Here is a 23,552-nt window from a genome sequence, read left to right as displayed (position 1 = left end):
TTTCAGCTTAGGAGGCTCATGCCCATGGAGGCCCGACTGAACTGCCTTGGCGCGTTGACGCCAATCCAGGCCGTCTCCTCCTCCGCGGATCCGATCCGGTACAAGGCGGCGTTGCGTTCCTCGGCAGCGTAGACCTGCACAAGTTCGCCTTCCGGCGGAAGCATGCCGTGTACCTGGACCTTTCGACCGAACTGTTCCGTCCATCCGTACGGAGCCTGTTCCAGTTCCGTGGATTCGAAGCCGGCGAAGTATTCAGCGAGGGCTGCACCGTGCCGTTGGGCCTGGGTCCAACTCTCGAACCGCCGAAACGTTCCGTCCTCGGCCTGCCGTGCCGAAACGTCTCCGATAGCGAAGATCCCGTCAGCGATTTCACCGCTGGTCAGCAGCGCCTTCCCGTCGGCAGTGCAACGGACTCCGTTGGAAATGTCGAGGTCGCTGTAGGTCAGCCATTCGGTATTGGGCCGGGCGCCGACAGCGCTGATAACAAGGTCGGCGTGCAGGTCCAGGCCGCTGACCTGGACTGTCCATGCGGCATCGGTTTTCTGAATGGACTCCACAGCAACTCCAAAGTGGGTTACAACACCTGCCTGGTGCATCCATGCCTTTGCTTCTTCCCCCAGATGTCCTGAAAAGAAGCGCTGCATTGGCTGCGGAGCCAGATCCACCACGGTGACGGCAAGCCCACGCTGGGCCAGTGTAGATGCGAGTTCCGCACCAATGGTTCCGGCGCCGATGATGATCGCACTGGCAGCTCCTGCATCCACGGCATTGCGCAGGGCCAGGGCGTCCTCGGCTGTTCTCAGGCTGAGAACGCCTGCGGGCTCATTCGGCAGCCTGATGGAACCGGCTCCGGTTGCGATGACGACCGCATCAGCCGCCACTTCTCCGAGCTTGTCCAGCAGAACAGTCCGCCTGTCAGGGAGCAGCCCGATTGCCTTTGCGTTGAGGATCGGCGTAGCCTCCGGCCACCACTCGGCCGGTTCAACGGAACCAGTGCCCAGAAGAAACTGCTTTGACAGCGGAGGCCGGTCGTAAGGCGCGTTCGGGTCTGAATCTATGACGATAAATTCGCCTGCAAAGCCGAGCTCACGGCTGCGTTCAATCAGCATCGCCGATGCAACCGAAGCGCCAATGATCGCGACCCGGTCTGGCAGATGTGTCACGACGCCGAAACCTCTGAGGCTTTCTCGCCGGCCTCGGTCGATTCCCGTTCAAGGATTGCCCGTTCAGGGCAATTCCGGATGGCTTTGCGCACGTTCGGTTCGTCGCCGCTGTTTTCGCGGCCAGGAATGACGTGGGCGTAGCCTTCCTCGTCGATCTCAAATGTTTCGGGTGCCAGCGCCCAGCACCGGGCGTGGCCCTGGCAACGACCTCCGTCGACCCAAAGTTCTCCCATAGTGATCAAGCTCCAATCTTGAGGGTAAGCGGGCCGACACCGTGCCACGGCTCGTCATCATTCGCCCGTTCAAAGTGAGGCACAGCCTTCAGGAATTCCTCCATGGCAATAACCATCTCGGCGCGGCCAAGGTTCGATCCAAGGCACCGGTGGATACCTCCGCCGAAGGCCAGATGGCGGTTGTCTTCACGGTCAATCTTGATTTCATTCGGTTCTTCGTAGACCTCAGGGTCACGGTTGCCCGCACCGAAGACGAGCACAACGCGTTCGCCGGCCTTGATCTCCTGGCCACGGACAACTGTGTCTGCTTTTGCCGTGCGGGCCATGGCCTGAACCGGAGAAAGCGTCCGCAGGAACTCCTCTGCAGCCGTGGGAATCAGGTCCGGGTCTTCACGCAACTGCTGCTGGGCCTGCTGGTTGCCCGCAAGGTACCAAAGAGCGGAACGGATCGCCCAGGCGGTCGTGTCCAGCCCGGCCAGGAAGAGCAGGTAGCAGTACGACAGCAGCTCTTCACGCGTGAGCTTCCGTCCCTTCACCTCCGCCTTCAGAAGCTGGGTGATCAGATCATTGCTGGCCTCTGCTTCCGGTCCGGCCTTTTCCCGTTCGTCGAGAAGGCGGTCGAAGTAGTCGTTGAGCTCACGTCCTGCCGCGTACGCCGTTTCCGGATGGGCGGTGCGCTCATAGATGATCTCGTCGATCCACCGGTCGAAAATCGGCCAGTCCTGCTCCGGATATCCGGCCAGGCGGCTAAAGATGATTGTCGGCATCGGACGGGCGAGCTTGGCCGAAACGTCCACGACCTCGCCTGCCTCAAGGACCTCCTGGCAGAGCTGCCGGGCGGTCTCCCGCATTCCCGGGCCCAGCTTGGAAACATTCATGGGAGTGAACATCGGCAGCAGGATCTTGCGGAAGTCAGCGTGGGTCGGCGGATCGATGTCGATCGGGATAAGGGGGACATCGGTGCCGAAGGCAGGGAGGAGCATGGAGGGACCGACAGCGAAAGTGTCAGGATCCTGCTCTGCATTGAAGATGTCTTCGCTCTTGGTGATGTACCAAAAGCCCCCGTACTTGTCGCTGTGACCGACAGGACCGTTGGCGAGCATGTCCTGGTAGTCGTCGAAAATGTTGTCGAGTGCCCGTCCGTGGAAGTCAAAGTCTGACTTGTTGTGGCTGAGCCCGCGCTCGGTTTCTGTGCTCATGAGAATTGCTCCTGAAGTAGTTGCTCTGACTGTGTGTGCGCCGCGGCCTTCTCCACGAGATCCACGAAGAGAGCCTTCTGGGCTTCGTCATAATCGACCATGTGTTCGGGATGCCACTGCACCCCGATCAGGCTGGCATCATCGGCTTCGATTGCCTCGATGACGTCGCCTTCCCGTCCCACAATGCGAAGGCCCTTTCCGAGCCTTCCCAGGCCCTGGTGGTGGTAGCTGTTCACGGGAATGGTCAGGCCTTTGGCGATCCGGGCAAGTTCGGAATCAGGTTCCAGTTGCACCCTGTGCCATGGTTCGTGTGAAGGGTTGTCCTGCCAGTGCCCTCGGTCCGGGCTTACTTCCTGGACTAGGGTTCCGCCGCGAATGACGTTGACAAGCTGCATTCCCCGGCAGGTCGCCAGGACGGGTATGCCACGGAGCATGGCTTCGTTGTAAAGCTCGATCTCGAAATCGTCCCTGATATCGCAGACGTCATAGACCGTGTCGATCGGGTCCTCGCCATACAGCCGGGGGCTGATGTCGCCGCCGCCGGTGAGGATGAGCCCGTCGAACCCTTCAAGCGCCGCATCGGGGATTGTTGCCGTGGACGGAAGAATGGCAGGACGGCCGCCTGCGGCAAGGACGCCGTTGGCGTAGGCCATGTTCTGGACCGTAGAAGGCATCGGGCCAAAGGCGGTATCGACGGTTTGCCGAGCCGCTGAAATGGCAATAAGGGGCGCCCTCATGTCAGTAAACCAGCCAACCACCGTCGACGTGGATGGTGGTACCGGTCACCCAGCTGGCCCCGTCGCTGGCCAGGAACGCGACTGCGTTGGCAACGTCGGACGGGCGGCCGATACGTCCGAGCGGCGTACGGTCGAGGAGGAACTTTACGGCCTCCTGGTTCTCCAGCACGGACTTGGTGAACGGGGTCTCGATGAAGCCCGGCGCAACAGCATTGACGCGGATCTTGGAAGCCGCGGTTTCGATGGCCAAAGCCTTCGTGAACATCAGGAGCGCACCCTTGGAAGCGTTGTAGTGCACCTGGGGGTGCCCGCTGCTGGCGATGACGATGTGGGCCTCAACTGAGGTGATGTTGACGATGGCGCTGGTTGAATCGTCGCCTCGGGCGGCGGCGCCCTTCTCCAGCAGCGGACGTGCAGCCTGGCTGACCAGGAACGGGCCTGTGGAGTTCACCGCGAAGACCTGGTCCCATTCGGCAACGCCGAGGTCATCGAAGTTGCTGCCCTTGACGATGCCTGCGTTGTTGACGAGGGTGTCGAGCCGGCCGAACTTGGCGTCTATCTCGGCCATGCCGCTGCGGACCGAGGCTTCGTCGGCAACGTCCATAACAACGGGAACCATTTCCGGGTGCTGGCCAACCAGGCGCTCGAGCGCGGCTTCGTCACGGTCGAGGGCAACGACGGTGGCGCCCTCCTTGAGCAGCTTTTCTGCGATGGCAAGGCCGTTTCCGGATGCGGCTCCGGTGACTGCAGCGATCTTTCCGGGGTGAGTAGTCATTGGGTGTTTCTTCTTTCTTGTAAGGAAAACGGTGTATTAAACGCTTGTTAGCGCGGCACTGGGCGCTAGATTCGTTCCAGGTAACGTGCGATTTCGAAGTCGGTGACACTGGTCTGAAGCTTGCGGAGCTCCCAGCGCCTCGTCTGGACGTAATGCGTGACGAAGGTTTCACCGAAGTACTCCTTGGCGACCTCGCTCTTCTCGAACTGTTCGATGGCCTGGTCGAGTGTTGCGGGGAGCTCCTTTACCTGGTGTCCCTCCTCCAGGGCGTAAGCGTTGCCTACCACCCGCTTGGGAGCGGTCATCTTTGTGTCCACCCCGTGCAGGCCGGCGGCGATGCTGGCGGCGATGACCAGGTAAGGATTGGCGTCAGCGCCAGGTACCCGGTTTTCGATGCGCGCAGCACTGCTTTTCGACGGGATGGACCTGATGGCGACGGTACGGTTGTCCAAGCCCCAGGTGGCACTGGATCCGGCCCACTGCCCGCCTTCGGTCCGCTTGTAGGAGTTGATGGTGGGCAGGTAGAGGGCGGTGAGCTCCGGCGCCGTCTCGACCACGCCCGCCAGGTAGTTGTACCCGATGGCGCTCAGCTCACCGGGCTCCTCGGCATTGGCGAAGGCTGACTTGCCGGATTCCGGATCCCAGAGGCTCTGGTGCATGTGCCCCGAGGAGCCGGCCCAGTCCGGGTTGATCTTGGCCATGAACGATGCCGTGTAGCCGGCTTCGGCTGCGACCTCCTTGACGGTGGCCTTAAGCCGGAGGGCGTTGTCTGCGGCTGCGAGAGCATCCGAGTAGTGGATGTTCATTTCGAACTGGCCCGGACCGTTTTCACTGTTGCTGGCCTCGATGAAAATGCCCTGCTCTGACAGGCGGCGGCGGATCTCGCCGATGAGGAACTCGGTGCCTGTGTCCCTGACGAGGCTGTAGGTGTGGCTGCCCGCCGTGATCGGGGTCAGGTCGCGCCAGCCGTTGGCAGCCAGCTCGGTTGGAGTCCCCTTGAACAGGTAAAACTCGAACTCGTAGGCGCAGACCGGGGAGTAACCGAGGTCTTCGGCCTTCTTCACGACCCGCTTGAGAATACTCCGGGGACAGATTGCCGCCGGCTCGCCTGATATTTCGTAGGTATCGCAAATGACGGATGCGACCCCAGGTTCCCCCGGAACGACCTTCAGGGTGTTGAGATCCGGCAGCAGGGTCACGTCAGGGTAGCCCGAGTCCCACCCGGTGTAGCTGAGATCAGAAATGATCTCATCCTGGATGTCCCAGCCGAAGATGATGTTGCAGATGTTTGTGCCGTGCTCGGCGACACTTTCTAGGAAGTACCGGGCGGGGATGCGCTTACCGCGCCACACACCGTCCAGGTCCACGACGCCAACTTTGAAGGTTTTGATGTCGTTCTCGGAGACGAACTTTTCCAGTTCGTCGTGGGCTGACGCTGCGGCGGTCTTATCCTGCATGTCGATTGCCTCGAGTTCTTGGAGGTCCTCCGGGACCTGTGTGATGGGATTCACTGTGTACCTCTTTATCCTCATTGATATCGGTTACCAAAGACACTAAATGCGTGGTCTCGCGGGCGTATGTGCAAGGTGCACATCATGATTCCCACCTACATGCATCCGGTAAGACACGTCACATTCAAGACCGCGTCCCTGCACTCAGGCCAAGGCTTTGCTGTGTTCCTGCCCGATTCCAAGGGCACGAAAATCCATGGAACCGGGTAGGGGTGGGGAGCTTAGTAGACGTCCTTGACGTAACGTCCTTCGCCTTTCATGGACTGCAGGTAGTCGTAAGCCCTTTCGGGCGTCATTGCACCGTGGCTGATCAGCACCGCCAGCAGGGCTTCGTCGATGTCAGGTGCTATCTGTTTGCCGCCGCACACGTAGACCGAAGCTCCGCCCGACAGCCATGCAAAAACGTCCTTGCCTTCTTCGCGGATCCGGTCCTGAACGTAGACCTTGCCCAGTTGATCCCGGGAGAAAGCCAGGCTAATCCGGTCCAGCACTCCACTGGTCTGCAGTTCTTCCATTTCATCCTGATAGAGCCAGGACGGCTTCTCATGGCGGTCCCCGAAGAGCAGCCAGTTTCGTCCCCGGGCCTGTGAGACTTCACGCTCACGAAGGAAGCCCCGGAACGGGGCAATTCCGACGCCCGGCCCGATCATGATCACATCAGCTGAGCTGTCGTCGGGCAGGTGGAACTCGTGGGCCGGCAGTGGGAACACTTTCATGGCCGTCTTGGTCCGCGCGGCGGACTGGAGGAAACCGCTGCAAGCGCCCGTATGCCGGCGACCGGCAGCCTCATACCGCACGGAAGAGACCGTCAAGTGGACACGGTCACCGTCAGCAAGGGGGCTGGATGCGATGGAGTAAGACCGGTGCTGCAAAGGCCGCAGCATTGAGATGAACTCTTGCGGATCAACATCTGTCGATCTCGTTTCCTGCAGGACGTCCAGCATGTCCCGTCCCCACATCCAGTCCTCCAGCGCATTCCGGTCACCGGACTCGACGAGGTTCCGCACGGGATGATCGGGCGCGAGGTCTTCAACCAGCCAGGCCACGATGCCCAGATGAGGCAGCCGGAGCTCATAGTCGTTTTGAAGGGACTCGCGTACTGTCTTGCCGTCGTCACCGAACACCTCAACTCCCTCGAGGCCCAGGAATGCGAGGAAGTCATCGACGAGCTCGGCGGAGTTGGCCGGGATTATGGCGAGTGAGTCACCCGGCCGGTAGTTGCGGCTGTCGCCGCTGACCTCCAGCTCATAGTGCCAGACCTCTTTTTCGGACTCCGGAGCGCTCAGGAGGCGGGCCTCGGCGACAGTGGCCGTATCAGGTCCCCGGCGCGTCGTTTTCGGCTGCTCAGTGGGCCTTGTCTCCGGGCCGGAGGAGCTTTCCGGGGTTTTGCCTGGCTTCCTGGGAACAATTGTTTTGAAGGTCTCAAGCATGCCCTTGATCCACTTGCCCGACGTCAGGTCATAGTCGACATCGCAGTCGAGGCGGTCAATGATGCGCTTGCCGCCGAGTTCGCCAAGACGTGTGTCAAGGTCGATTCCGGCCTTGCAGAAGTCTTCGTACATGGAGTCGCCAATGGCGAGGACTGCGAAGGGAACATCCTTGAACAGGCCATCACCGGCAGTTTGGAGCCGATCCCAAAACGGCTGCGCGTTGTCCGGCATATGGCCATTGTCGTGTGTGGAGGTAACGATCAGCAGCCGGTCCTTGCGTGCTGCATCTTCCGGGGTCAGCATGTCCAGGCTCATGAGCTCGGCTGCATAGCCCTGCGCGTTTGCTTTGTCGGCGATGTTGGACGCAAGGAATTCTGCGTTTCCGGTCTGGCTGCCGTAAAGCACGCTCAGGGTCTGGACCGCGGTGTCTGTTGCACCGGAAACTTCGGAAGAGATGCCCTGGTCGGTGCGTACCAGTTCCCCTGTCTCAGTTGTCACGATCAGTCCTCACAAAGACAGTTTTGAGTTCGGTGTAGGCCTCGATGGCCGCCTGGCCCAGTCCGCGGCCGATGCCGGACTGCTTGAAGCCGCCGAAGGGCGTTTGCATCCGGATCGAAGAGTTGGAGTTGACGGATAGAGCCCCGGACTCCACTCCCCGTGCTGTCCTGAGTGCCTGGCCTACATCGTTGGTCCAGATGGAGCCGCTGAGCCCGTAGATGGAGCTGTTTGCCAGTGCGATGGCTTCTTCCTCGGTGTCAAAGGGGATGACCGAGGCGATGGGGCCGAAGATCTCATCAGTTGCCACCCGGCTCTTGGGGTCCGGCGCAATGACGATCCGCGGTGCCATCCAGAAGCCGGGACCCTCCGGTGCCTCGCCCGCGGTGACAACGTTCAGTCCATCACCGAGGAAGCTGGACACGGATTCGCGGTGGCTGGCCGATACCAAGGGGCCGAGATTTGTTGTGGCATCGAGCGGGTTACCGATCTTCAGGGCGCGGGTCGATTCGATGAACCCTTCAACGAACTCGTCGAAGACCCCCCGCTGCACGAGAAAACGGCTGCGGGCGCAGCAGTCCTGACCGGTGTTATCGAAGACGGACATAGGCGCCGCCTGGACGCACTTGGCAAGGTCAACGTCGTTGTACACGATGCTGGCGGACTTGCCGCCCAGTTCGAGTGTGACCCGTTTCATCGTCTTCGACGCGGCCTGGATAATCGACCGGCCGGTTTCGGTGGAACCGGTGAAACTCACCTTGTTAACGCCGGGGTGTTCGGCAAGGGCGTTACCGACGCGTGCCCCGGAGCCGGTGAGAACCTGCAACGCGTCGCCGACAATACCCAGTTCGTTCACGATTTGGCCGAGACGGACAGTGGACAGCGGGGTCAGGGCCGCCGGTTTGACGATGACGGCGTTGCCGCAAGCCAGGGCGGGGGCGATACCCCATGACGCGATCGGCAGAGGGAAGTTCCACGGGGAGATCACGGCTACGACCCCCATCGGCTCGCGGAAGGTCATGCTGATGCCACCATCGACGGGAATGGTGTCGCCGAGGATCTTGTCGATAATGCCCGCGTAGTACTTGAAGCACTCGGCTACTCCGAGCACTTCCTGCCGGGCGGCGGCAAGCGGTTTGCCGACGTCGGTCGACTCGAGCAAAGCCAGCTCATCGCTGTGGGCGATGACAGCGTCCGCGATGGCCCAGAGGGCATCACGGCGCTGGGCGATAGGCTTCCGCGCCCAGATGCTTTGTGCCTTTCGGGCACGTTCGACGGCGGCGTCGACTTCTGCCAGGTCGTGCGAGGGCACTTCGCCGATCAGTTCCTCTGTGGCGGGGTTATAAACGGAAATGGTGCTGCTCATACTCGGGTGCTCCTTCAGGAGAGTGGTCTTCGTCGGAAGATTCCTAGTTCCTATGTGAAGTCTGGGAAGCTCCGTTGTTACCGAGCATGCCGGGCATTCGATCAGATGAGCGAGTGCGACGGGCACCACATCGAGGAGAGGCATGTGCAATCTGCACACCGTCAGGATCCGCGCGGGAATTGTGCATTGCGACCATTCGTAATGGAGATAGTGTGCAGGGCTGACACAAGGGCGGATCATGCGGAACTCTAGGCTGTAACGCAGTTCACAGAAGGTGTGGCAAGGGGGCCACGACCTGAAAGTGGACCTTAGCGATGCTGCTCATTTCCTGCCCTGACGAAAGCATCGCGGGTAACTAGCTTCTAACGTCCGGGAGGGACGAATTGGCAACTAAAAATGTTGAATTTGAGCCGGTGGATGCGGGACCAAATGGAATCCTGAGCCCGGATAAACTACTGGGCCGCGGGCTCGGCGTCGGGTCCATCGTATTCATGGTCATCGCGGGTGCCGCACCGATGACAGCTGTCGTGGCGGGCTGGCCTGTGGTGGTGTCTGCCTCGGAAGGAACCGGCGGCCCGCTGTTTTTCCTGATCGCAACAGCGATCCTGTTTTTGTTCGCCGTGGGTTTCACGCGAATGACACCCCATGTGAAGAACGCGGGGGCCTTCTACTCGTACATTCAGACGGGTCTCGGCCGCGGCATGGGGCTCGGTGCATCAACCTTTGCCCTGGGCACGTACCTGCTGCTGTTTCTCGCGCTGTGTTCGTACCTGGGATCGGCGGCCCAGACCACTGTCCGTGATCTGGGTGGTCCGGATCTTCCCTGGTGGCTGTGCAGTTTGGTGCTGATGGCAATCTGCGGTGCCCTTGCTTACCGGGATGTGGAGCTCTCCGCCAAGGTGCTGGGCGTGGTTCTGGTCATCGAAACGGTCGTTCTGCTGGCAGTAAATATTGGTGTGGTGGTGCATGGCGGTGCAGAGGGGTTGAGCGCCGACTCGCTGTCGCCCGCGCGCCTGGGTGAAGGTGTACCCCCGCTGGGCGTAATGTTTGCTTTCTTCTCATTTATCGGCTTTGAAGCGACCGCTGTTTTCCGTAACGAAGCGCGGGACCCCGACCGGACCATTCCCCGTGCAACGTACATCGCTGTCCTCGGTGTCGGCATTTTTTACACCTTCACCGCATGGGCCATGCAGGCGGGCATTGGCGACAGCCAGATCGTCGAAGTGGCAACGGACGATCCAACCAGCATCGTGGTCGGTCTGGCTGGCAAGTACGTCTCGCCTATCCTTGCCACGCTTCTTCAGGTTTTCCTGATCAGCAGCCTCTTCGCGTGCATTCTGACGTTCCAGAACGTACTCACCCGCTACCTGTTCACCTTGGGATCGCAGGGTGTGCTGCCGGCAGGGCTTGGCACCGTCCATCCTCGCCACCGCGCTCCGTCAAAGGCCTCCTTAACCGTTTCGATCGTGGCGATTGCCCTGCTTGGGGTCGAGGCGCTGATTGGGCTTGACCCGGTGACGGAGGCCTACACCTGGTTCTCGGGTTCAGCAACACTTGGCGTGGTGGTTTTGATGGCTCTTACGTCATTTTCCGTGCTGGTGTTCTTCAGGAGGAAGGCAACAGGAAAGCTTTGGGCCACGCTGTTCGCCCCGGCTCTTGCGGTGACCGGTCTCGGTGGGATCGTCTTCCTGGTCCTGCAGAACTTCGGTCTACTTGTCGGCGGTGACCTCGCTGCAGGCATCCTGCTGTCGGTGATGGGAGCCCTGTTTGCCGGAGGTTTGGTGACCGCCCTGGTGATGCGTTCGAGGCGGCCTGATGCCTACGCCGCGCTTCTGCCGGCCGTCGTCGGCCAAGAGCGCGACCGGCAGAAAGCCGGAACCCCGCCACCGCGGAATAAGAGCTGAACACATCCCGCCTCCGGTGCGTGTGATGTCACCAATGACGACGCAGGCATCGGAGGCTCTGCCGCCGTGTCTGTCTCATTGAAGCCGACATGGGAGTGCCAGCAAAGACTGCCAAACCCCTAAAGGAGTTTTCCATATCCATGAGCGATCTGTTGAAGCAGACCATTGACAAGACGTACCCGGTAGTTACGCATGGCAAGGGAATCTACTTGTATGACTCAGACGGCCGGCAGTACCTGGACGGTTGCAGCGGAGCCATGACTGCGAACATCGGCCACGGGGTGGAAGACGTCGCAGAGGCGATGGAAAAGCAGTGCCGTCGTGTGGCCTTTACTTACCGGACGCAGTTCACCAATCTGCCCGCAGAGGCCCTGGCGCGGCGTCTCACCGACCTCGCCCCCGGCGACCTTGACTGGGCCTTCTTCGTCAACAGTGGATCAGAGGCGTCCGAGTTCGCCATTCGGACAGCGGTCAGCTACTGGCGGGACAGAGGCATCCTTGGCAAAGTCAAAGTCCTCGGCAGGAACATTAGCTACCACGGCATGACCATGGGGGCCCTCTCCATGTCCGGACACGCAGCGCGCCGCCCCGACTACGGGCCCTTATTGCATGCATTCTCCTTCGCCCCGCCCGCCTACGCATATCGCTTCGGGCAGCCGGGTGAAACCGAAGAAGCATACGCGCAGCGGGCTGCGACAGCCTTCGAAGATGCCATTCGGGATGAGGACCCTGACACGGTTGCAGCAGTCATCGTCGAACCAATCGTAGGAGCCGCCGGCGGAGTGCTGATACCTCCGGCCGGCTACCTCTCCCGACTGCGCGAAATCTGTGACCGGTTGAACGTGCTGCTGATCATTGATGAGGTCATCACGGGAATCGGGCGGACGGGCGACTGGTTCGCGAGTTCCCACGAGAACGTCGTGCCGGACCTTCTTCTTATCGGCAAAGGACTGAGTGCCGGTTATTACCCTGTTGCCGGCATCCTGCTGCGAAGCCATGTTGTCGAGGCGCTCAGGGAGGGCAGCGGCGTCGCACCGTTCGGGCACACCTTTTCAGGGAACCCCCTGGGGGCAGCCACATGTCTTGCGGTCCTGGACTTCATGGAAGGCAGGGACGTCCTCGCTAACGTTCGGCGGCGTGGGAAGCAGCTGGAAGCCGGCCTGCTATCTCTGGCAGCAAGGTACCCCTGTATGGCAGATGTCCGGGGCCGCGGCCTGCTGTGGGGCTTCGAGTTCATTATGGACCAGGAAAGCAGGGAGGCTCCCGATCCTGCCTTTGGAGCGGCCACCACCTTTGTGCAGGAATGCCTGGCCCAAGGACTCATTGTCTATCCTGCCGGGATCGCTCCGCTGAACAACGCCGCGATACTGTCGCCGCCCTTGGTGATCACCGAGGAAGAGACCCGAATACTGCTAACGAAGCTGGAGGAAGCCCTCCGTGCCATGGAACGTCACGTTAGGAGGTGGTCGGCTGTGGCTGGAAACAGGAGCGGATCCCGCGTCGGAATCGGACAGTGACTTCTTATCCCGGCCAGCCTGCTGGTCCTCATGGGCTGGGGTGGTCACCTTGCACATAGTGGTCGTAGAGGCTGTTCCCTCCACACACAGTTGAAACTCAGCCAAGGCTGAAGATGGTCGCAGCGACCGTCTCCAAGGGCCTCAACCATCAAGGAAGCCAAATGACTACACCGATTCTTGCCGCCGTGCTGGAAAAGCCCGGAACCCCTCTCCAGATCCGCGAGCTCCTGCTGGATGATCCGGAGGACCATGAAGTCCTCATCCGGACCGAGCGCGTGGGTCTTTGCCATAGCGATCTGCACTACCTGAAAGGCTCACTCGATATCTCCCTGCCGGCTGTCCTCGGACATGAAGTCGCAGGCGTTATCGAGCGCGTCGGCTCCGCCGTAACGAGAGTCAAGACGGGTGACCGGGTCGTCGCAACAGTCACGCCATCCTGTGGGGCATGCCGCAGCTGCATCAGCGGGCGCCCGACCCAGTGCGAACGAGTCGACTCGATGCGTGAGCGGCCCCGGCCCAGGCTCCTTTCACCTGATGGATCAAGCGTTGAGTCGCTCGGTGGTATCGGCGCCTTTGCAGAGGCCTTCCTCGTGAAAGAGGCATCGGTCGCAGTCGTTGGTTCGGATCTGCCTGCCCACGTTGCATGTCTTCTCGGTTGCTGCATCAGCACAGGAGTCGGCGCGGTCATTCACGGCGCAAAGGTAGGCCCAGAGGACACCGTTGCCGTGATCGGTTGCGGCGGTGTCGGAATAGCGGCCATTCAAGGTGCCAGGTTGGCGGGCGCACGACGAATCATTGCTATCGACGCCGCGCCGGCGAAGCTGGAACTTGCCCGCAACTTCGGCGCCACGGACACTGTTGCCGCCTCCCCTGATCCGAGGGAAACACTCAGCCAGGTCCGGTCGCTTCTTTCCCAAGGTGTTAGCCATGCAATCGAGGCGGTGGGCCGCAGCCAGACCGCCGAACTCGCCTTTTCGCTCCTGAGCCCGGGCGGAACCGCGACCATTCTCGGTCTCATGCCCACTGGGTCGGAACTGCGGATCCCCGCGGATGCTCTCGTCTACGGAGACCGACACCTGCAAGGCGCCTACATGGGGGCGAACCGGTTCCTCAGTGATGTCGACATGTTCACGGACCACTACCTGAACAACCGGCTGGACCTCGATGCAATGGTTACAAAGCAACTCCCCTTCGAACGCATCAACGAGGGATTCGAATCGATGGCGGAAGCGTCAACCATCCGCGTTGTGCTGACCATGACCGACTAAAACTCTGACCCGGACCACCCGTGGATCACAAACGAAAACCAGAGGAGCCAGCCAAAATGACTGCTGAAGGACTAGCACAACTGACTGATATCGCCCCCGACCTTGTCGAGCAACGCTCCTTTGTCGATGGCACCTGGCTGCAGCTCGAGGAAGTGGACCGCTACCTCACCGACCCGAATACCGGCGAACCCCGGCAGCCGATGCGCAAGACTGCCGACACTGATGTTGAGCGCGCCCTCGCCGCAGCGGCGACACTGCACAGGTCCTGGAAGCTTGAAGACATCAAACTCCGGGACCGTCTTGAGCTCCTGACGAAGGTAGCTGCAACTCTCGATGCCCAGAGCGAAGAAATCGCGCTCCAGGACAGCATCAACACCGGAGTCCCTATCCGGACCACCCGCCTGATTGCCGGTGCACTGGGAGACAGAGTCCGTGGAACTATTGCTGAAGCGGAACAGCTTGGGGAATCGGAGACACTTGACCATGACAGGTCTGTGGTCATCCTGCGCAAGCCCCTCGGCCCGGCCCTCATCGTCGGTCCTTGGAATGCCCCAACGTTCACCGTGGTCGGCAAGGTGGCCGCAGCCATGGCGGCCGGTTGCCCCGTCATCCTCAAACCCTCCGAGAACGCGCCCAGCGGTTGCCAGCTCTTCGCCGAGGCGATCGTGTCTGCCATGACGGAACTGAACTACCCGAGCGCCGCGTTTCAGCTCGTTCATGGCAATTCGGAGACAGGAGCACTGCTGACATCGGACCCCCGGATCGAAGCTCTTTCCTTCACTGGTGGCGATTCCGCAGGCCGCACAGTCGCGCAGGCCGCGGCATCGAATCTGGCGGTTATGCAGATGGAACTCGGATCCAACAATCCCGTGATCATTCTGGAGGATGCCGATGTCATCTCAGCGGCACAGTCCATCGTGCAGGGCATGACCCGTCTCAACGGCCAGTGGTGTGAGGCGCCCGGCAAGATATTGGTGGACGAGTCGATTCACGACAGTTTCGTTGAAGCTATGAGGTCCGAACTGAGTAAGCTTCGGGTCGGAAACGCTTTGGATGAGTCGACGCAAGTGGGCCCCTTGGCATTCCAGCGGCAGCGTGATGGTTTGAAAGCCTCAGTGCATCGGCTCCTCGAGCTGGGGGGAAAGCTCGTAACTGGCTGCGAGTTGCCCGACCTTGACGGCTGGTTCATGGCCCCGGGGATGATCGTCGGATGTGCCGCCGAGGCTGCAACGGAGGAGCTTTTCGGGCCGCTGGTAACCGTACATCCCGTGCACTCGGTGGAGGAGGCCCTTAGCCACGCAAACGGTCCCGCAACCGGTCTGGACGGCTATGTGTTCGGTGGCAACGAATCTAGGGCGGTGCAAGTGGCCTCCCGTATTCGTGCCGGTGAGGTCCGCATCAACGGCACCTTCATGAGCGACTTGGCCGGCAATTCCCGCCAAAGCTTCTGGGGTAGCAGCGGTATTGGAGGCCATGGTTCCCAGTACGGTGTGCGCTTTTTCACCGGCGACCGGGTCGTTGGCGTGGACAAAGCAAACCTCCCGCTCTAAAGGCTTCCGACCCCAGCAAGCAAAAGCCAGCCCCGGCGGGGCTTCCAGCAAAAGAATCCGGAACCGCGACCCGCAGCCAAGAAGCGGGTCTTCCCAGACTTCAGGAATGTGAGCGAGTCGGGGACGGTCGACACGAGAGAGTCCTTTAATGACAGATACTTCAACGACAGATGCGGGGCGTTTTTCATCGCTGAGTTTCCTTGAGGGCGCAACAGCAGTGATCCCTTCTTTCGGAAGCGACTTGGTTGATTTCCGCAGGGAAATGCATGCAGACCCTGAGGTTGGCCTGCACCTGCCCCGCACCCAGGCCCGGGTCCTTGAAGCGCTCAATGCTCTCGACCTCGAAGTAACCCTCGGAGAAGCAGCCTCCTCCGTGGTTGCGGTATTACGGGGAGGTGCCACCGGGGCCCCCCTCGGGGCCCGCCCAGCTGTACTGCTCAGAGGTGACATGGACGCACTTCCCGTCGCAGAAAAGACGGGATTGCCCTTTGCCTCGACCAATGGAGCGATGCATGCCTGCGGCCACGACCTGCATACGGCAGGCTTGATTGGTGCTGCCCGCTTGCTCTCGTCCGTACGTGAGAGCCTGACGGGTGACGTCATTTTCATGTTCCAACCGGGGGAAGAAGGGCATGACGGAGCGCGCATAATGCTGGAGGAAGGCGTTCTTGGCGCAGCAGGCAGGGGACCGGATGCGGCCTACGCCCTGCATGTCGTTTCGGACGTCCCGTCAGGCGTGTTCACAACCCGTGCCGGCTCCTACATGGCTGCCTTTGGCGAGCTGGCTGTCAAAGTTATCGGGCGTGGAGGGCATGGTTCTCGTCCTTTCCAGGCTCTGGACCCCATCCAGGTTGCTGCCGAAATGCTGGGCGCGCTACAGACCTACATCACGCGGCGATTCAACGTTTTTGATCCCGTTGTACTGTCCGTGGGTCAATTCCATGGCGGTTCCGCCTCTAATGTCATACCTGAATCGGCCGAATTCAGAGCCAGCGTCCGGTCTTTCAGCCAAAGTGTGGAAGCGCGGCTCGCACAGGAGTTGCCGGATCTTATCCGCCAACTTGCGGCAGCTCATCGATTGACAGCCGAGGCAACGTTCACTCCAATAATGCCGCCGACCGTTAATCACGACAGTGACGCGGAACTCTGGGGCAAGATTGCACGCACTTTCTTTGGAGAGCAGCGGTTTGTACAGAGTCCGTCCCCTAGGACCGGCTCTGACGATTTCTCCCGAGTCCTTGTGGAGGTCCCCGGAGCATACGGGCACCTCGGAGCAGGGTCTCCGGATATTGACCCCACAGAGTGGGCGCCCATGCACTCGCCCCGGGCAGTGTTTGACGACGGTGTCCTGGTCGACCACGCACAATTCCTTGCCGGCGTGGCGCTTGCAAAGCTCGAGGAGCTCGGGGTCATAGGGTAGCGTCGGGTGCAGCTTGTAGCTTCTCGGGCCGCCTGCGCCTCATTGAAGCAGGACGGGCTTTACAAGTGTTGGGAACGGGATAGCCCTGCAGTGACTGACTGCCAGACGAAGTGCTGCAAAAGAACATCAGGACGGATCGCCGGGGGTGAGTGCAGTCCCTTTGCTGTCTGAACCTTGGGAATCACTTCCACACAACTGGCCTAACGCGACGCGATGAAAAGACCTTGCAGGCGGACACGCCGAACTTCAGGTTCAGCTACACCCCAACCTGACGTCAGCCAGGTGGCCGGGAAGCGTCAGAGTAGAGCCCAAATCCCCTGTCACTGACAGATGCTCAGGGAAGCCTGAGAACACAACCTGACACCTTAGCGCTACTGATGTAGCGCGCGACATGTGTTCGCTTATCGGCTCACGGCAGCGCGTGACTCTGGCCCTCATCAAAGGAACAATCCCAGCCTTGTCGAGACTGACGAAGTGAGACGCTTTGCTTGGACGCGGCTGGCCCCAAACGGCCAGCCACGCGAATGGCCTCCACCCTCAGATGAGCCGTCCCATCAATGGATCCTTTATCAAGTTACGCACCCCGGTCACACCCCCTGATGAAATCTCGAGGCTAGTGACTCCCGAAACCTATGATCGAACTATCAATGGCTCGCATCCTCAGGGGGAATCATGGAGTACAGGAACGTTGTCGTTCTTGGGAAGCGTGGTTCGCCCGGGCCACTCGGCCTTGGGCAACCGAACGAGCGTCAGATGCGGATTCACGACGACAAGGGCGAGATTGTTCACCGCGAGCGGGTGCCCTCGAGCCATGATGTCTTCGACCATAGGGACCACGAAGTTATCGACAGGTTTATCAAGGCCGCCCACCACAAGCGCACCGGGGAATGGCAGGAGCCCCCCAGATACCAGGATGGGTCCATTCGGAGATGGGAGGAGGCCATCGCCCCGGTGGACCCGGCCAAGCGGATCCCCCGTAAGTGGCTGGCCTTCGTCGGGATCGGCATTGCCGTCCTGCTGTTTGTCGTATTCGGCAACATCGCCAACGAAAACGCCAAACGCCTGCCCAGCCAATCCGAGGCGACCTACTACTGCTTGGACCGCGTGATGGGTCAGCTCACGGTGCCATCGAAGGCCGCGTTCAGTGGCGAGAAGACCACCGGCTCGGGAAGGGACTGGACCACAACCGGGTTCGTCGAGGCCCAGAACGACCTCGGCTCCACGGTCCGGTACCGCTATGCGTGCTACATGAAGTACATGGCGACCACCGACACCTGGACGGGGAACGTGGATATCACACGAGCCCGCCCGGGGCGGGCGGATAAACGGCTGTTGGGACGTTCGGTGGGACCAGAGTGTGAGGCTTCCGGCGGCGAGGAGCATGTGCTGGCGGTTTTCGTGACTACGTCTTCTAACCTTCTAGCTGGATCGCTGTACACACCATTAGCAACGGGACACATCGGCGTCCGGATCACTCCCCCTCGGGCACTCGGTGTCTGCTGTTTCATCTATGGATCCATTGATGAGACGCCCAGCACGCCCTTAGTAGCGCGATTACTCCCTCGGCGGCGCTAACGAGGTCCGACGATTCTAGGTCAAATCACATAGTTGGAGATAAACTCTCAGGTTCCAAACAAATGCATGGGCGATTTTGGCGGGCATGGGCTCAGAATCCCGCTCCGACCAATGACCGCATGAGCGCGGCACCCAAGACGATCCGATCCTGCCCGTCGATCCGTTCTCCCTCTACCTCGATTTGGCGGATGGGGAGGAACCCCTCATCTGTTGCGCCGTGTTCCCGGCAAATAGCGTGAAAGCGGTTCGAGGCGTCGGCGTCCTGGGGTGCTGCAAGTTGAAACCCTTCTTCGACACATCGGATGCCACCACCGCTCCGCGAGAGCTGCAGCCACCGCGGCTCAGTCTCGTAACCTTTGAACCAGGGATCAATAAGCTGATCCTCGACGCCGCTGGCACGGTAAATCGCCAATAGGTAGGGGTCACGGTAATTGGCGCTTCCCGTCAGGGAGGCAGTGCGGAGCATACACATCGAGTAGCCCCAGATCCCTCGAGTTGGTCGGTGTTCGCCGTAGTAAATCCCGGTGTCGCCTTCACGCATTTCTGGGTAAGCGACCATGTAATAGCGCCAGTCAAGCCTGCCCGATGCACGACGGGAAGTAACAAAATCAGCGGCGACCCGCTTCAGGCTGCTGAGCGTTGACATTTGGGAGGCCGATACTTCGTCAAGCAGAGCAGCTAGTGCAGAACGCAGTTCAGCATTTCTCCCACGACCCGAGTGCGCGAACACTTCCCGCCATCGGGACGCCTGTTTCGCTGTACGTGTTCCGAATTGTCTGACTCGCCCGTTGCCGAGGTCGAAGCCATAGTCGCCTTTAGCGAGCAGTGCGGCAGCGAAGAATTCCCACACAGGCGTTTCGGTAACACGTTCGAATGCATCAGCGCGCGCAGGAAGCAGTGCGGGTTCCAGATCGACCGCGGAGAAGCGGATGGTCTTCAAGACGCTGGATCACTATCTCGACATCGGTACCGTAAAACGCTTGCTTTGCCTGCTCGTCACGAACTCTATCCGGGTTGAAGCCCCTAAGCTGCTCGAGCGGCCCGCCTTTGATTAAAAGCTCGACACCTAGAACGAGGTCAGTCATTCGAGCTTCACGGACCTCATCATCAGCCAAGTCGATGAGGTTACGCAGAACGCGAATCCGCTTCGCGAAATCCTCCGTCTGGTACTGCCGATGGACAAGCACTGCGAGAAGGAAAAGCGTCTCCGCCAAAGAGAATTGACGGTTCCGCCCCCGTTTCATGCCGTACCGACGTATACAGGCCGCAAACAAGTTGATGTCGGTGGTGTCGAACAGTGGGATCTTTTCCTGATCGGCCGCCATGTATGCGTTATCAGACTCGGTGAACACGCTCGCGAACACAGCTCCGATGTCTTCTACACCCACCCAGGTGTCGAACGCGTGTTCCAAGAAGTCCAAATTTGGTTCACGGCGTGGATTCGCGGATCCGAAAGCGCGTTCCGTGCGCTCAAGCAGGGTCGCGCCTTGCATTGTCTCACCATCCCGCCACTCGCACAGTTCGACAAGGAACTCGAAGTATCGAAGAAATTCATCGTCGATGATGTCGTCGCCGCCGTCGAACTGCCACAAGACGTCAGTCCAAGAGCCATCAATCTTGTGGATGATGCGGTCGAACCTCTCCGCGTCGGTCCCGTCGGCTAGTAGCTTCTCGAATCGAGCCTTAAAGTTTTCGAAGTTAGTCAGCGGTTTCCCGCGCGAGTTCATTTTGATGTACAGCTCATCCCCAGACGGCATGTCATCGATAGGGAGAAAGTAAAACGAAACGACCTGCCGGTCCTTGTCGACCAGACGCGACCATACCTTCTCGAGATCCAGATACCCCTGGCCGAGACGGTCATGGATGGCGTCCAACATGACGAGCATCGCTTGGACTGTCGGATCGTGCCGCCATGCATGGAGATACCAGGACTGGTTGGTGATCCATTCAGATGGTGTGGCGAAGTCGTCGGTCAGTGAATGCTCCGGATTTACCAATTGACGACAGAACAGCTCCGCTGTCGGACGCGTTGCATACGTCAGCTTAAGAATTCCTTCCGCATCCTCCAGCCGATCGGTTCGCGCCGCTACGTACCAGTGAAGGAGGAAGAGCGTGGTAAGCCGCTGCTGACCGTCCAACGGCTTGAGCGTCGAGTTCTCTATCTCGCCGTAAACGAAATCGAGATCCAGTGGGTCGTCACCGTCAACCGCCTCAATGACGGCGTCAAGGAAATCATGGCGAATCGCCTCGACAAGGGGCCCAAGTCTACCTTGCGCATAGTCTCGCTGGATGAGGGGAATTTCGATTCGCGCGACGCCAGGCATTTCTCCCGTTGCATGGCCGAACATCCCGGCAAACGTCGTCTTGTGTCCCCTCACGCGACAAACTCCTCTTCGTTGTACTCGGCGTCTCGTCTCAGATACGGCTGAACTGCTAAGAGAATTGCGTGCAAATACGAAGCTCGGTCCTGAACCCCCTGGTTGGGTCCCCGTGTAGGAGTCCGGTGACTATGTGAGTTTCGTGTCCGAGAATGGACGCAGGAGGAAATTCACTAGTTATGGCACGTAGGCATACCCCCGAGCAGGTCATCGCGAAGGTCCGGCAGGGCCAGAAAATGCTCAATGAAGGACGGCCCCTCATCGAGGTCGTCAAGGAACTGCAGGTCACCGAGGCGACCTGGTACCGGTGGCTGAACCAGTACGGGTCCGAGAAGAACGCCGAGGCGACGAAACGGACCAAGGAGCTCGAGAAGGAGAACGCGAGGCTCAAGCGGCTGCTGGCCGAGAAAGAGCTAGCCATCGACATCCTGAACGAGGTGGCCAAGGGAAAATTCTGAGCCCCGAACCACGCCGCCGTGCCGTGCGCATGGCGATGGAGAAGTTCGGGGCGTCGGAACGCTTTGCCTGCAAAGTGCTGGGGCAGAACCGCTCCGCCCTGCGCAAGAAGAAACCCGAAATGAGTTTCGAGGAAACACGGCTGCGCGCTGACCTGCGGGCAGTCGCGCAGAAACACCCGGCGTGGGGCTGGAAGAAGGCCCGCTGGCACCTGCGTGCCCAGCCGCAGTGGCAGGACGTGGCGCTGAACAAGAAGCGGGTACGCCGGCTCTGGCGCGACGAGGGACTGGTTTGTAAACCCAAGCCGAAGAAGAAGCGCCGGACCGGCCCGGACGCCGGGGAACAGAAGCGCCTGAAAGCCGAATACCCGATGCACGTGATCAGCTTCGACTTCCAGTCCGACGTCACCTCCTGCGGGCGCCACATCCGCTTCTTCAACGTCATCGACGAATGCACCCGCACGGCGCTGGCGATCGTGCCGCGGCGCTCGTTCAAGGCTTCCGACGTGGTCGCCGTGCTGGAGAACATCATCGCCGAAACCGGTATCGAACCGGCGTACGTGCGCTGCGACAACGGACCGGAATTCACCGCCGCCGCACTGATCGAATGGTGCAGCACAGCCGGTGTGAAGACCGCGTTCATCGACCCGGGATCGCCCTGGCAGAACGGGTTCATCGAATCATTCAACGCCCAATTCAGAAGGGAACAACTCTCCGGAGAAATCATCGACACCATGGCCGAAGCAAAGTACTTGGCCGACGAATGGAAAGACATCTACAATCATGAACGGCCCCACGGATCCCTGGATGGAATGACACCATCCAACTACTGGAATCAGTGGACCGCAGACCACCAATCAGCTATCGCATAGCCGCTGGACTGCTAAAGGGGGCCCAATCACCCCCAGAAATGAATCTGTTGGTCATCGGCGTCGGTGTAGTACTTCAGGAAAACGTTGCGGGTGCAAGGGGGGATGTAGGAACCTGTTTTGTCACGACCAATGATCTCCCTGCGCTTCACCTCGAATGTCGAGTTCGACAAGGCACTGTTATCACCGCTTGCAAGCAATGCAAGGTTGGAAATCCTATGCACACCTTCGTCGTCAGCGTTTCCTTCAGTAAGCGCCATTTCGACCAAGGCTTTGATCCGATCGAACTGGGTACCCACCGCGACGATTCGAGGGTCAGCGATCGCCGCTAGGACCTCATCGATTCCGGCCAGGAGGTTCCTACGAAGGCCCTCCTCGACGCCCGGGACGTCGCTGATAGCGTCGCGGTGCAGCCTGAGCCATTCGGTCCAGACTTTAGTGTCGCGTTTGAGGTCCAGTGCGTTCTGCGCGTGGATGTGTTCGAGCGACCAAACACCGCGGGAGTGCGCATGGAACGAGTAATGCTCCGTGGAGTCGGCACGCCGACGGACTGTCTCCACGTTCATCAGGAGGAGAACGTCCGAGCATTTCGAACCCGACTTCTGGTAGTCGAGGTCAGCGACTTCGTCGGCGTTGAGGTTCAAATGCTTGGCAATGAGTTCATCAAGCACGGCCTGGAGTGCTGGCCGAGTCAGCCCCGACACTGCGTGAAGAAGGCTCGCGAATGTATGTTTTCGGGACGCCACAAGGTACCCAACCTTGTGGAAGATGTCACGATCCTCGTACCAGCCGATGATGAGCGAGTGCAGCTTAACCACTTCGTCCCAGAATGCTTGAGGGTCATCGTCGATCATTGGCCGAAGCGTCTCGAACGTGTAGTACCGGGGCCGGTGCCCGTCGAACGGCGTGCCTCCGCGACGATCCGCAAGGGCATCCAAGATAAGGCTAATCCGCGTTGGTTCATCTTCAGGACGCGTGGTCACGAAGGACCAGACCTCAGGTACCCGTAGTTCACGTTCGAACTGGTCCCACTGAGCTGCCGTCTGCTCGCTGCGGTCAGAGAAGCCCGGACGATGCTGGAGTTTAGCAAGCAATTGAGCCTTAACGAGCTCGGCGTCCGAGAGTGGGATCCGCCCGACGTTCAAACGCGTGAAGAGCGCGATGGAATCAAGTTCCTTCGCAGCTTCATACCAAATCACTCGGACTGACTCGAAAAGGTAATCGTAGAACCGATTCGCGGCCCACTGCTTGCGGTGCCCATACTGATCAAACCACTGACTGATATGCGCGTAGGCGACGAATATGTGATGGAAGTCAATGTTCTCCCGTCTGCGCGATTCCGTCGGCTTGCTCAGGAAGTCCGCGCTTCCGCTTCGTGTCTCATACTCGATCGTGAATCCGGCCCCGGAGTTCTGGAGGCCCTCGCTCTGCATATATTGAAATATCAGGAACAAAGAGGTCAACCTCTGCTGACCGTCGATCAATTCCCATCTACCATCCGACATCGGCTTCACGACGATTGGCTGCAGGTAATAAGAGTCGCCGTTGCTCGCCCAAATGTCGTCGAGCAAGCGCCCCACTTCTTCGGTCCCCCATCGATAGCCGCGTTGATAGGCGGGAACAAAGAATGACCCTTCGATGTCTCCGACAGCACGTCGCTCGAGTATTGCGTCCATGCCCCCACCATATTCGAAGGCCTCGTCCTGC

18 protein-coding genes and 1 pseudogene are annotated in these 23,552 nt (G+C 60.1%); 8 read left to right on the top strand and 11 right to left on the bottom strand.

The annotated features are described in order from the left end of the window. Positions 1-2: 2 nt before the first annotated feature. From RI444_RS22445 to RI444_RS22410, 8 genes are all read right to left on the bottom strand, one after another. Positions 3-1,163: an NAD(P)/FAD-dependent oxidoreductase gene (locus RI444_RS22445; RefSeq protein WP_316963921.1), complete on the bottom strand. Its 1,161-nt coding sequence runs from the start codon at positions 1,161-1,163 to the stop codon at positions 3-5. After that, entirely contained in the window at positions 1,160-1,396 is a 237-nt protein-coding gene (locus tag RI444_RS22440) for a ferredoxin (protein WP_243542971.1), read from the bottom strand. The genes RI444_RS22445 and RI444_RS22440 overlap by 4 nt, the downstream gene beginning before the upstream one ends. Positions 1,397-1,401: 5 nt before the next feature. Continuing rightward, positions 1,402-2,595, bottom strand: a complete 1,194-nt coding sequence (locus RI444_RS22435) for a cytochrome P450 (RefSeq protein WP_243542970.1) — start codon at positions 2,593-2,595, stop codon at positions 1,402-1,404. After that, entirely contained in the window at positions 2,592-3,332 is a 741-nt protein-coding gene (locus RI444_RS22430; protein ID WP_316963815.1) for a gamma-glutamyl-gamma-aminobutyrate hydrolase family protein, read from the bottom strand. The genes RI444_RS22435 and RI444_RS22430 overlap by 4 nt, the downstream gene beginning before the upstream one ends. Position 3,333: 1 nt before the next feature. After that, entirely contained in the window at positions 3,334-4,107 is a 774-nt protein-coding gene (locus RI444_RS22425; RefSeq protein ID WP_243542969.1) for an SDR family NAD(P)-dependent oxidoreductase, read from the bottom strand. A gap of 65 nt (positions 4,108-4,172) precedes the next feature. Beyond that, on the bottom strand, positions 4,173-5,618 hold the full coding sequence (locus tag RI444_RS22420; protein ID WP_243542968.1) for a glutamine synthetase family protein: 1,446 nt from the start codon (positions 5,616-5,618) through the stop codon (positions 4,173-4,175). 221 nt (positions 5,619-5,839) lie between these two features. Next, positions 5,840-7,546 (bottom strand): sulfite reductase flavoprotein subunit alpha, encoded by a 1,707-nt coding sequence (locus RI444_RS22415; protein ID WP_166186466.1) that lies wholly within the window; start codon positions 7,544-7,546, stop codon positions 5,840-5,842. Further along, on the bottom strand, positions 7,536-8,909 hold the full coding sequence (locus RI444_RS22410; protein ID WP_166186467.1) for an aldehyde dehydrogenase family protein: 1,374 nt from the start codon (positions 8,907-8,909) through the stop codon (positions 7,536-7,538). The genes RI444_RS22415 and RI444_RS22410 overlap by 11 nt, the downstream gene beginning before the upstream one ends. 383 nt (positions 8,910-9,292) lie before the next feature. On the opposite strand from RI444_RS22410, the gene RI444_RS22405 reads away from it, so the two are divergent. The 6 genes from RI444_RS22405 (at position 9,293) to RI444_RS22380 (ending at position 18,143) form a co-directional block, all read left to right on the top strand. Next, positions 9,293-10,813 carry an APC family permease gene (locus RI444_RS22405; RefSeq protein WP_166186468.1) on the top strand — a complete coding sequence of 507 codons (1,521 nt, stop codon included), beginning with the start codon at positions 9,293-9,295 and terminating at the stop codon, positions 10,811-10,813. Positions 10,814-10,953: 140 nt separating this feature from the next. Then, the gene (locus RI444_RS22400) at positions 10,954-12,330 is read left to right on the top strand and encodes an aspartate aminotransferase family protein (protein ID WP_166186469.1); all 1,377 of its coding nucleotides are present in this window, start codon (positions 10,954-10,956) and stop codon (positions 12,328-12,330) included. 161 nt (positions 12,331-12,491) lie between these two features. Next, positions 12,492-13,598, top strand: a complete 1,107-nt coding sequence (locus tag RI444_RS22395) for a Zn-dependent alcohol dehydrogenase (RefSeq protein WP_243542967.1) — start codon at positions 12,492-12,494, stop codon at positions 13,596-13,598. Between the two features lie 56 nt (positions 13,599-13,654). Further along, positions 13,655-15,148 (top strand): aldehyde dehydrogenase family protein, encoded by a 1,494-nt coding sequence (locus RI444_RS22390; RefSeq protein ID WP_243542966.1) that lies wholly within the window; start codon positions 13,655-13,657, stop codon positions 15,146-15,148. Between the two features lie 148 nt (positions 15,149-15,296). Further along, positions 15,297-16,568 carry a M20 family metallopeptidase gene (locus RI444_RS22385; RefSeq protein ID WP_243542965.1) on the top strand — a complete coding sequence of 424 codons (1,272 nt, stop codon included), beginning with the start codon at positions 15,297-15,299 and terminating at the stop codon, positions 16,566-16,568. A 672-nt stretch (positions 16,569-17,240) separates the two neighbouring features. After that, on the top strand, positions 17,241-18,143 hold the full coding sequence (locus RI444_RS22380; protein WP_243542964.1) for a hypothetical protein: 903 nt from the start codon (positions 17,241-17,243) through the stop codon (positions 18,141-18,143). Positions 18,144-18,234: 91 nt separating this feature from the next. On the opposite strand, the gene RI444_RS22375 is transcribed toward RI444_RS22380, so the two are convergent. After that, complete coding sequence (locus RI444_RS22375) at positions 18,235-19,083, bottom strand: hypothetical protein (protein WP_316560313.1); 849 nt, start codon at positions 19,081-19,083, stop codon at positions 18,235-18,237. Next, on the bottom strand, positions 19,022-20,521 hold the full coding sequence (locus tag RI444_RS22370) for a DUF262 domain-containing protein (RefSeq protein ID WP_243542962.1): 1,500 nt from the start codon (positions 20,519-20,521) through the stop codon (positions 19,022-19,024). Before RI444_RS22370 ends, RI444_RS22375 begins: the two co-directional genes overlap by 62 nt. A gap of 152 nt (positions 20,522-20,673) precedes the next feature. Between RI444_RS22370 and RI444_RS22365 the strand changes: the two are divergent. Both RI444_RS22365 and RI444_RS22360 read left to right on the top strand, forming a co-directional pair. Continuing rightward, positions 20,674-20,865: pseudogene (locus RI444_RS22365) on the top strand (transposase); the annotation flags it as partial. Next, positions 20,829-21,848: an IS3 family transposase gene (locus RI444_RS22360; RefSeq protein ID WP_225740121.1), complete on the top strand. Its 1,020-nt coding sequence runs from the start codon at positions 20,829-20,831 to the stop codon at positions 21,846-21,848. The pseudogene RI444_RS22365 and the gene RI444_RS22360, both read left to right, overlap by 37 nt. A 26-nt stretch (positions 21,849-21,874) precedes the next feature. Here the strand turns inward: RI444_RS22360 and RI444_RS22355 are convergent, their stop codons facing one another. Then, a complete protein-coding gene (locus RI444_RS22355; RefSeq protein ID WP_316963920.1) occupies positions 21,875-23,521 on the bottom strand; it encodes a DUF262 domain-containing protein in 1,647 nt (548 codons plus the stop codon). Positions 23,522-23,552: the final 31 nt, after the last annotated feature.

Source organism: Paenarthrobacter sp. AT5 (assembly GCF_032764245.1).
Taxonomy (GTDB): Bacteria; Actinomycetota; Actinomycetes; order Actinomycetales; family Micrococcaceae; genus Arthrobacter; species Arthrobacter ureafaciens.
Note: the sequence above shows the minus strand (reverse complement) of the source record. Positions and strands in the feature narration are given on the sequence as shown.